Genomic DNA, 11,288 nt, shown 5'->3' with positions numbered 1-11,288 from the left:
AAGAAAGCTGCTCCTAAAAAAGCCGCTGCCAAGAAAGCTGCTCCTAAGAAAGCCGCTGCCAAGAAAGCTGCTCCTAAAAAAGCAGCCGCCAAGAAAGCTGCTCCGAAAAAGAAAGCCGCTCCTAAAAAAGCTGCTCCCTCTGCTCCCGCAGCTCCGGCCATGTAAGATCGGATTTACAAACTGTAGCATAAAGAACCTCGATGAAAATCGAGGTTCTTTTTTTTGTTACCTTTAACCCCTATGGATAATTACGTCATCGCCGATAATTTCTCCCTGCTCGCCAAACTCATGGACATTCACGGAGATAATCCCTTCAAAGCCAAATCCCTCGCCAACGCGGCATTCCAAATAGAAAAACTTACCGTTCCCCTCCAGGAAACTCCCCGCGACGCCATCTTCCGCATCAAAGGCATCGGTGAGTCCACCGGCAAATCCGTCCTCGAAATGCTCGACACCGGCCGGTACACCGCCCTCGAAGAATACCTCGCCAAAACACCCGCAGGCATCCTCGATATGATGCGCATCAAAGGCATCGGGCCCAAGAAAATCGCCACCATCTGGAAAGAACTTGAAATCGAATCCCTCGGCGAACTCCTCTATGCCTGTAACGAAAACCGGCTCACCCTCCTCAAAGGGTTCGGCGCCAAAACACAGGAGTCCATCCGCCAGGGGATCGAATTCTTCCTCTCCAACCGCGAACGCTTCCTCTTCGCTGAAGTAGAACCCTTCGCCAAAGAGCTCCTCCAGCTCCTCGAAAAAACCTTCTCCCCAGCCCCCGTCGCCCTTACCGGCGCCTTCCGCAGGCAACAACCCGTTATCGACGAACTGGAAGCCGTTATCGGAACACCCATAGAACAGGTTTCCGACACCTTCCACACCCTCGACGGCTTCGAAAGGCTCGACAATAACGACGATTCCATCCTGCTCCAATTCCGCGAGCAAGTCAAAATACGCCTCTATGGCGTGGCGCCCGAACACTTCGCCGCCAAACTGTTCACCACCACCGGCACCGACGCCTTCCTCTCCGCCTTCTTCGCCCGCGAAGGCGCTTCCAACGGCGGCAACGAAGCCGACGAAGCCGCGATCTTCTCCCGCGCAGGCCTCTCCTTCATCGAGCCCCCCCTCCGCGAAACACCCGATATCCTCCTGAAAGCCGCCGCAGGCACACTGCCGCAGCTCATCCAGCCGGCGGACATCAAAGGCATCATCCACTCCCACTCCCAATGGAGCGATGGCGTCAGTTCCCTGGAAGATATGGCCAAAGCCGCGAGGGATAAGGGTTTCGAATACCTCGTCATCAGCGACCACTCCCGCTCCGCCTTCTATGCCAACGGCCTCCAGCCCGAACGCATCCTGGCGCAGCATGCGCAGATCGATGAACTGAACAAAAAACTCGCCCCCTTCAAAATATTCAAAAGCATCGAAGCCGATATCCTTAACGACGGCAGCCTCGACTACCCGGACGAGATCCTCCGCAGCTTCGACCTGGTGATCGCTTCCGTGCATTCCAACCTGAAAATGCCGGAAGAAAAAGCCATGGCGCGCCTCCTCGCAGCCATCGCCAATCCGTACACCACCATCCTCGGGCATATGACCGGCCGCCTGCTCCTCAGCCGCAACGGCTATCCCGTCAACCACCCGGCCGTCATCGCCGCCTGCGTGGCCAACGAAGTGGTGATCGAGCTGAATGCGCACCCGCGCAGGCTGGATATCGACTGGGAATGGATCGCCCTGGCTATCGACAGCGGCGCTATGATCTCCATCGACCCCGATGCCCACGATATAGCGGGGTTCGACGATATCCGCTACGGTACGCTGGCCGCGCAGAAAGGCGGGCTCACCGCAAGCAGGAACCTCAGCAGCTTCGGCCTGCAGGAATTCGAAAACTGGCTGGCCGCCCGCCGGAAATCCAAAGGAATCTGACATGTTATTGAACGCCTTCGCCCTGGCCGTAGCGCCGGGAATCGCCATTATGCTGGCCATCTACGCGCTCGACCAGCGCAACCGCGAGCCCCTCGGCCTGCTGATCCGCTGCTTCCTGCTGGGCGTCCTCAGCGTGGCGATACCGCTGGCCGTGCAAACGGTGGCCGCCATGCAGGGTTGGCGCTCCTCCGGCGGAGGACTGCTCCAAACCACTATTTACGCCTTCATTATCGTGGGCCTGAGCGAGGAAGGCGGCAAATTCCTCGTACTGCGGTATTTCGCATACCCCAAAAAGGCATTCGATGAGCCGTTCGACGGCATCGTGTATTCAATCATGATCGGGATGGGTTTCGCCACGGCGGAGAATATCAGTTACGTCTACCAGTTCGGCATGGCCACAGGCTGGGCGCGGATGTTCATTTCCGTGCCGGCGCACGCCTGTTTCGCGATCCTGATGGGGTATTACACCGGGCTGGCGAAGTTTATTCCCCAGCACCGGGGCACGTTGTTACTAACAGGGCTCTTCTGGGCGGTGATGTTCCATGGCGCATTTGATTTCTTCCTGTTTATCGGCGACAGCATCTTCCAGGTGGTGGCGGCGCTGCTGTGCCTGTATATCGCGGTTCGGCTATCTATCCGGGCAATACGGCAACACAGGGCTACGTCCCGGGAGTGGGACCGGCTGCGCAGGGAAAATGAAAATCAGCAGGAACAGGGAATCGAAGGGGGTCAGGATTGATTACCCGTCACGCTTTTGCGGGTGAGCCAGAAATAAAGCCCATAACCAATAAAGGGAAGGAAAAAAACAAGCATGAGCCATTTGAGATGGTAGGGCCGGTTATTGTCGGCCCGCTTGAAGGTATGCAATACCACGAACCGGACCACCAGCCACAGGTGGGCAAGGAATAACAACATGAGGATCATCTCTTCTTTCATGGCTTTCCGGTGAGTTGGTCTGTTTTAAATCTAGCAATTTTTTGGAAGAACGCATAAAAAAAGAGGCCCGATTTGATAATCAGGCCCATCCTCCAAATTAACTAGTAATGCAAAGTGGATATAAAAAAAGTTTGTGTATACGGTTGTTAAGGAGATAACAGGAAAGGGGCAAAAAAGCGCCGGTTTCCTCTCTGTAAATCTACAAAAATTTAATTATATAGTTAGGATTGCTTAACTATTTCTGTGCGCCCGGAAGAATATTTCCGGGACGTAAAAATGTGTTGAAGTGGAGCGATGGGAAGGGGTAAAATGAAAAGAGCCCGATAAGACAATCAGGCTCGTTTTTCTCCAATTTAGCTTAAGACAAAAATCCCTTATTCCCTAATAAGACTCTTTAAAATGTTTTTGCAAGCCTGCCCAAACCAAAGATGAAAATAGAGCCCGACACGAACATCAGGCTCGGATTTTTCTCCAATTTAGCTTAAGACAAGACTTACTGCCCTGCGTTGCGGCTGAGGCAAATATCTTGGTGAAATAAAATCGGATATTTTGAAAGAACTTGTATTTGATACCTCAAAACTAACAACCTCACTTACGGTATCAAACTATACATCAAATCTAATTTAAAAATCTGAAGTTTCAAAACACTCACGTTAGGATAACTAACTATTAACCAAATCACAGTACTTCATTTTCACGATCAAACAACCCCATAACTTGTCGTGTAGGCTTGTTTGAGAGGTATATACGGCCTGCGGTAAAAAATGGATTCACTTAGCCGGATATTTATTTCCCTAATGTATAATATTTTATTGATTAAAGGAATCTAGGCGTAGGTTTTTTATCCTTCTGCAAACTGAACCGGTAATTCAGCATCAGCTCATGAGATCCCCCCTGCATGCTCTTCAAATGCGTGGAAGACGCGAAATCATACGAATAACCAAACTGGAAATTCTTTGAAACCTGTACCTGCATTGTCGCACAGGCCGATTTCTCCGTCCTCCAGGTCGCTCCCGCCCATAACACATCCTTCAAAATAAACATCGCATTAATATCCGCCTGCACACCTGCTCCGCCAACCTGGCGCAAAACCACCCCAGGCTTAAATTTCAGGAAACTGTTAATGGTCGTCAGATACGCGCCGTGCAGGTACATATGCCGCTTGAACTCCACTTTGTTAACAGAACCACCCAGGTCAAAATTGTGGAACGAGGGCGCGGAAAAGCCAACGAACCACTTGTCGGAGAACAATACGAACCCAAACCCAACGTCCGTTTTCCAGTACGACTGGTTATTCGAAAACACCGGATCGTCAGGAGTCCCAAGATGTTCATTATTCTCCCGGTACTGCTCCATCCCCCCCTTCAACCCCATCGCCAGGTACAATTTATCGTCCAGCTTCACCTTTTGCGACACGTTCAGGTGATACCCCGTTTGCGAATAAATCGTGATCTCATCCTTCAGCGCCATGAAACCCACGCTGGTTCCCGTGGACTTGATCGGCGAATAAAAGGAGAACGTCGCCCTTTTGGGCGCGCCTTCCATCCCCACCCACTGGTTGCGCATCACGACCGTGGCGCTCCCGAACTCATCCATCGAGGGATACCCGGGATTGATCACCATCCCGTTATACTGGTACTGCGCGTACAACGGCTGTTGCTGCGCGGCAGCTTCCCCGGCCGCGAAAAGCGCAGCCAGGGAGAGCAGAATTTTTTGAATGCCTGTTTTCATTTGAAAAACATTTTAAACTTATTGGGCAGATTTCAGTACGATATAACCATTGTAGCGCGTCAGCTTGCCATCCGCATCCCAAACCTGGAGCACGTAGAAGTATGACCCGTCCGGCAACTGGCTGCCATTGCCGCCACCCCGGTTCGCCTGGCCTTTGAACGCATTATGTTGGTTGTGATAGTTGACAGTCTGGAATACAGTGCCGCCCCAACGGTTCACGATCACCAACTCGTTACGGCTGTATTTCTCAATATTCTCGATCACCAGCGCATCGTTGATACCGTCTCCATTGGGCGACAACCCTTTATGCACGCGGATCTCCGTATCTGGATTCACATCGTCGTTCACGATCACGCCTACCGCAACAGCCGCCGTTCCGATCACGGGAACATTTTGCGAAGAAGCCACTACAGCGCCTGTGAGCTTCACAGCGAAGAATTCGTCGTCCTCCACTTTCGTGTCGCCGATCACCGGCACTTCGATCAAGCCTTCCTCCGCTCCTGCTGCAATCACGACCGAGCGCGTAGCGTCCTGGAAGTCTTCAGCAGTTCTCGCGCGCTGCAGGTCCTTATCCGCACCCTGCCCTTCGAATGCATCGGCAAAAGCGTACTCCACTGTCACAGGGCGCGTGCTCTTGCGGCTCAGCACAACTTTAAACGGCATCATCGTCATTCCGGAGTTCCCTTCGTCGATGCGGGACGAATCGGATGCGAAGCTGATCGTGAGCGCGTCGTTGTCTTTCACCGCGGTGCTCGTCCTGTCTGCCGTACCCGGCCGGTAAGCTTGTCCCGCGCCGCTGTGGGGCTGGATGGTAAGATTGATGTAGCCTTCATCGTCGTTCGTATCGTTCTCATCGGAGGTGAGCTGGAACGAAACCTCCGTCTGGCTGGCCGGCATGGTCACCGTAATCGTGGTGCCTGTGCGCGGCGTGGCCGTTGTCACCGTTCTCACCGCATCATGCGCCAGCGTGATGTTCACGGGGATGGCGGAGGGGAAGGCTTCGGAGGAACGGAGCGTTACCGTGAGGTGGCCGCCTTCGCTCACTTCTGCCGGGGCCGACAGCTCCATGCGGATCTGATCGTCGTCGAGCAGGTTCACCGTGGCCGTATGCTGCGCGTCGATGGGCCAGGTATAGCTGCCCAGGGGCGCGGAGGCTGCCGTCAGCGTGATCTCGATGGTTTCAGTGGGTTCGAGGATATTGTCATTTACAGGTTGAATGGTGATGATGACCTCCTTCTGGCCGGCCGGGATGTCCACCGATCCGGTGAGCACCTGGTAATCGGCCCCTGCGGAAGCGGTGCCGCCGATGTTGTAGGACACGTTCACGGGAACGACGGTCGTCAGGTCCGTATCCGCGAAACGTACGCGCACCCTGCCGGCGGTAGCCGGTTCGGCAGCGTCGGCGATCTTCTCGATGAGGATGTTCCGGCTCACCGACATATCATCATCCGCCAGGCTCATCGATACCGCGCCGCTGGTGGCGATGTTCACCGGTACGGTGGCGCCGAGGTACTCAAAGCTGCCCGAAACCAGTGTGAGCGTTACGGTTTCGTTGTTTTCAAGGATTTTATCATCCAGCACGCTAACCGTTACATCCACGCCCGATTCGCCGGCTTTAACAACAGCCGTGCCCGTGAGCGCGGTGTAATCCTTACCGGAAGTGGCCGTACCACCGGTCGTATAATGCAATGTGATATCCGCAGGCGCCACACCGGAAGCCAGCTGCAGGCGGAAGCTTCCGTGCGTGGAAGGCTCTGCCGCATCGGCCGATTTCGCCGCCGTGACATGCACCCCGGGCGCAGGCTCACCGGCGATGGTGATCATAGCCGCAGGCGGGAACGTATAACCGGTAGCGGTAGCGGTGATTTGCAATACCTCGTTCACTTCCGCGATCATGTCCGGCACTGCGGTGAGCTGTACGGTTACCGACTGCTGTCCCGCACCGATGGTTACCGGTGTCGGGGAGATGGAGAAGTCGGCCGCAGTGGCGCTTTGCGCAGCATTCGCACCTACCGTGATGGTGATGGGAATGGCGGTGGAAATACCTGCCGGGAGCGAGAATTTCACATTCGTGGAATTCCCTTCGTGCAGGGTCGTGGAGTCGATGGTAATGGTGATATGGCGGTTGGCTGCGATGAGGCCGGTGCCGTCCGTGATTTCAATGATGCCGCCATCGAAGGTGAAGCCCGCGGGGGCGGTGCCGCCGATGTGCAGTGCTTCCACGGCTTCCAGGATACCGTCTGTTGTGGCGGTAATCGCGAAGTCTGCACTGGTATTGGCGAGCGCGGGGATCGTTACGTTGGCCGTGATGGCGCCGTGGTCGGAATCCGCAGCGGTGGAAGCGGCTTCTTTATTTAATTGAACGGTGATATCCGTGCTGGAAGTGATACCCGCAGGCAGGCTGATCCTGAATTGCCCTGACGCGCCTTCCACGATGCTCGCCCCCGTGGGCAGCAGCACGATTTTCATATTGGCGGGATCGAGCCTGGTAGCGTCTTCCAGGCTGATGCTGATGCCATCTACCACAAACCCGGCCGCAGTTCCTTCGAGCTGCAGCGATTCGGTTTGTTCGAGGATGTTATCGGTTACCGCGCTTACCGTAAAGGTAGCGGCATGCTGCCCTGCCCCGATCGTTACCGATGCGGGCAATGCGCTGTGGTCGCTGCCGGCGGCGGAAGAAACCACGCTCTTCGCGAGGTCCACCACGATATCACTGCCAGCGATGTAAGTTCCCGGCAGGGAAACCGTGATCGTTGTGGCGGTGGCGCCTTCACGGATCGTACCCGCGCTGGCCGTCATCGTGATGTTCCCCGATACCGGCGCTTCCTGGATATCCACCAGTACAGATTTGCTGAAAGTGAAGCCTGCTGCGGATGGAACCAGTTCCAGCTGCTCCGTTGTTTCAATCACCTGGTCTGCTTTGGTTTCGATCACCAGCGATGCGGATGCCGCACCGGCTGCAATGGTTACCGTCGCGGGCAAACCACCTTCCAGGTCCGCAGCAGAAGCTGCGGGCGTTGCAGTACCCTGCGCCAGGCTGACCACCACCGGCACTTCGGAGGTTACGCCGGCGGGCAGGCTGAACGTCCAGGTGACGGAATTCCCTTCCACCACGGAAGCCGGACCGGCCACCGTGATCTGTTTATCGGAAACGTCGGTAATGGTGATGTCCGATGATTTGGAAGTCGCGAATCCGAAGACGGTCGCATTCGCCGTCACCTGCAGCAATTCATTGGATTCGATGATGGCGTCTGTCGCCGCTTCTACTTCGAAAGCCTGGCTGTTGCTGCCTGCTTCGATCGTTACCGTTGCCGGCAGGATGTAATCGCCCGAAGTCACCGAAGCCGCGCTGCCCGCTCCTTTCGATAGCGCCACCGTAACCGGCTGCGTGGTAATAATATTAGCCGGAAGCGCCACCGTCATCGTCAGCTTATCTCCTTCCGCTACGGTAGCGGTTGCCGGTGTCAGCTGCAAAGTCTTGTTGGCATCGGTTCCCGTAGCGTCTGTCACCGTGAGGCTGACACCCGTTACCGGGATATTCGGGTTCGCATTCCCGCCCAGCACCAGCGTTTCGCTGGATTCCAGGAGGAAGTCGGTTTTAGTTGTAAGGATAAACGTGGCTTCTGTTGTGCCTGCCGGGAGGGTGATCGTCCCGGGCGCTTCATGCTCCGCGTCGCCCAGGGTGGATGCGCCGTCTTTCGTCAGTGTGATGGTAATAGCCGAAGTAGCCGTAGCACCGCCGGTCAGCGTGGCCGTGATCAGCGCGCTGCCGCCTTCCTGAACGCTGGTGGGCGCGGAAGTGAGGGTGATGCCCGCTGCGGCAAGGTCGCCGTCTGTAATCGAAAACGACAACGGTTGCGAGAAGGTGAAGCCGGTGGACGAGGGGTTCAGCGTCAGTGTTTCGGCCGGCTCAATCAACAGGTCGGCCTTCGCGGTGAAGGTAACTTCCGCATAAGGCTGCCCGGCGGCGATCGTTACCGCAGGCAGGCCCGTCAGATCCGCCAGGGCGGCGGTGGACGAAGGATCTGCCGTCAACCCGATATGAATATCGGAAGTGGCCGTTACGCCTGATGGTAAGCTGAAACGGTATACAATGCTGCCGCCTTCGCTTACCGTGGCCGGACCGGTCACCGTAATATGTTTGGTAGAAACGTCGGTGATGGTGATGCTGGATTTGTCCGAAGATGCGAATCCGAACACCGTGCCTGTTGCTTCCAGTTCCAGCAACTCAGGGCCTTCAATATTGCCATCCGTGATGGCAGATACCTGGAACGTAACGCTGTTCTCCATCGCGGGGATGGTCACCGTAGCCGGGAAGCTATACTCCCCTGCCGCCAGCGAAGCGGCGGAATTCGCGCCCCTCGCCAGGTTTACGGTAACCGGCTGGGTCGACAGGATGCCCGCGGGCAGGGAAATCGTCATCGTCACGCTGCTGCCTTCCATAATGGTGGCGGTGGCGGGTGTGAGACTGAGTGTTTTATTGGCGTTGGAACCCGTTGCATCGGTTACAGAAACGGTAGCGCCGGTTACAGGGATGGCGGGGTTCGCCGTGCCGCTGAGCACCAGCGTTTCGGTGGATTCCAGCAACTGGTCGGTATTGGCCGTAAGCGTGAAGGTGCCTTCCGTATCTCCGCTGGCGATCGTGATGGTGCCCAGCGCGCCGTGTTCCGGGTTGGACAAGGTGCTGGCCGCGTCTTTAGACAGCGTGATCACGATATCGCTCTTCGCCGTTACGCCACCCGTAAGCGTGGCTTTGACTGCCGTGCTGCCGCCTTCCGCGATGCTTGCCGGCGCCACCGAAAGCTGGATGCCTGCTGCCGCAAGGTCGGCGTCTGTGATGGTGAAGGAAACGTTCTGCGAGAAGGTGAAACCTGCGGCCGAAGGTGTCAGCGTCAGCGTTTCTACCGGTTCGATCTGCTGGTCCACTTTGGCGGTGAAGGTCACCTCGCCGAAGGGCTGCCCTGCCGTGATCTTCACTACCGGCAAGCCTGTGAGGTCGGCGAGTGTGGCGGTGGAAGCAGCAACGGCGGCCAGATTGATGGTGATATCGCTCGCAGCGGTAACGCCCGTGGGCAGGCTGAAGCGGTATGTGATATCCTGCCCTTCCACTACGTTAGCCGGACCGCTCACGGTGATCGTTTTGTCGGAAACATCCGTGATGGTGATATTCGATGTGGCGGTGGAAGCACGACCGAATACGGTTCCCGCAGCGGTCAGCTCCAGCAGTTCTTGTCCTTCGATATGGCCGTCGGCCAGGGCTTCCACTTCGAACGTTTTGCCGTTGGTATTGGCGTCGATGGTCACGGTAGCGGGGAAGCTGTAATCGCTTGCGGTGAGCGAGGCACTGCTGCCCGCGCCTTTCGCAAGCGTAACCGTGATGGCCTGCGTGGTGATGATGTTTTCCGGTAATGCAACCGTCAGCATCACTTTCCCGCCTTCCGCAACTGTGGCGGTGGCGGGCGTGAGGCGAAGGGTTTTATTGGCGGCGGTACCCGTAGCGTCGGAAACGGTAATTGTGGCGCCTGTAACGGGAATGCTGTTGGTGGCCGTACCCGCAAGCACCAGGTTTTCGGTGGTTTCCAGGAGCAGATCGGTGTTCGTTGCCAGCGTGAAAGTACCTTCCGTGCTGTTGGCCGGGATCACGATCGTGCCCAGCGCCCCGTGCTCGCCGTTACCGAGGGTAGACGCCGCGTCTTTCGTGAGCGTAACAGTGATGTCTGTTGCAGCCTGCACCCCGCCCGTCAATGTTGCTTTGATGATGGTGCTGTTGCCTTCCGTAACACCGGGGGGCGTTGCGGACAATGTAATGCCCGCTGCTGCCAGGTCTCCGTCTGTTATGGTGAAAGTCACCGGCTGGCTGAATGTGAAGCCCGCCAGCGTGGAGGGATTCAGCACCAGCGTTTCGGCCGGTTCGATCAGGTTGTCGGTTTTCGCGGTGAAGGTGATTTCGCCGAAAGGCTCGCCCGCCAGGATCTTCAGCGACGGAACGCCTGTAAGGTCATCAAGCGTGGCGGTGGATGCGGGGTCCGCCGTCAATGTAACTGTAATATCACTCGTAGCCGTTACGCCGTCGGGCAGCGCAAAGCGCCAGGTGACAGTGCTTCCCTCCGCCACGGTGGCCGCACCGCTCACGGTAATATGTTTATCGGATATATCGGTAATGGTAATTTTTGATGCGTCGGATGAAGTGAACCCGTACACCGTAGCCGTAGCCACCAGTTCCAGCTGTTCAGAGCTTTCGATGAGCGCATCGGCCACTGCCGTTACGTCGAAGCTCTTGCTGCCGGTACCTGCGTCGATGGTCACCGTAGCCGGGAAACTGTAATCGCCTGCGGTGAGCGTAGCCGAGCTGGCCGGGCCTTTCGCCAGGTTGATGGTAATTGCCTGAGAAGTGATGATATCTTCCGGCAGGGAAACCGTCATCGTCACTTTGCCGCTTTCCACGATGGTGGCTGTTACCGGCGTGAGCGTGATGGTTTTGTTGGCGTTGGTGCCGGTGGCGTCGGTCACGGTAACGGTTGTGCCGGAAACCGGGATCGGGGAAGTAGCCGTACCACCCAGCACGAGCGTTTCGGAAGGTTCCAGGATTTTGTCGGTGCCGGTGGACAGAGTCACAGTACCTTCCGTCTCCCCTGCCGCGATCGTGATCACGCCCAATGCGCCGTGCTCATTGTTGGCCAGCGTGGAAGCGCTGTTCT

At 56.5% G+C, this 11,288-nt stretch carries 5 protein-coding genes; 2 read left to right on the top strand and 3 right to left on the bottom strand.

Annotation, left to right across the window (positions count from 1 at the left end):
* Positions 1-240: 240 nt before the first annotated feature.
* On the top strand, positions 241-1,923 hold the full coding sequence (locus Q0510_RS21420; RefSeq protein ID WP_298716168.1) for a DNA polymerase/3'-5' exonuclease PolX: 1,683 nt from the start codon (positions 241-243) through the stop codon (positions 1,921-1,923).
* A 1-nt stretch (position 1,924) separates the two neighbouring features.
* Positions 1,925-2,662, top strand: coding sequence for a PrsW family glutamic-type intramembrane protease (locus tag Q0510_RS21415; RefSeq protein ID WP_298716166.1), 738 nt, complete (start codon positions 1,925-1,927; stop codon positions 2,660-2,662).
* Here the strand turns inward: Q0510_RS21415 and Q0510_RS21410 are convergent.
* The 3 genes from Q0510_RS21410 to Q0510_RS21400 all read right to left on the bottom strand — a co-directional run bounded on the left by Q0510_RS21410 (position 2,653) and on the right by Q0510_RS21400 (position 11,205).
* On the bottom strand, positions 2,653-2,859 hold the full coding sequence (locus Q0510_RS21410; protein WP_298716165.1) for a PLDc N-terminal domain-containing protein: 207 nt from the start codon (positions 2,857-2,859) through the stop codon (positions 2,653-2,655). The two genes, Q0510_RS21415 and Q0510_RS21410, sit on opposite strands and share 10 nt — an antisense overlap.
* A gap of 816 nt (positions 2,860-3,675) precedes the next feature.
* The gene (locus tag Q0510_RS21405) at positions 3,676-4,590 is read right to left on the bottom strand and encodes a PorP/SprF family type IX secretion system membrane protein (RefSeq protein WP_298716164.1); all 915 of its coding nucleotides are present in this window, start codon (positions 4,588-4,590) and stop codon (positions 3,676-3,678) included.
* Positions 4,591-4,608: 18 nt separating this feature from the next.
* Positions 4,609-11,205, bottom strand: a complete 6,597-nt coding sequence (locus Q0510_RS21400; protein ID WP_298716162.1) for a Calx-beta domain-containing protein — start codon at positions 11,203-11,205, stop codon at positions 4,609-4,611.
* Positions 11,206-11,288 lie beyond the last annotated feature (83 nt).

Origin of the sequence: uncultured Chitinophaga sp. (genome assembly GCF_937874145.1) — a bacterium.
Lineage (GTDB): Bacteria > Bacteroidota > Bacteroidia > Chitinophagales > Chitinophagaceae > Chitinophaga.
This window is presented reverse-complemented; position numbering and strand designations above follow the sequence as displayed.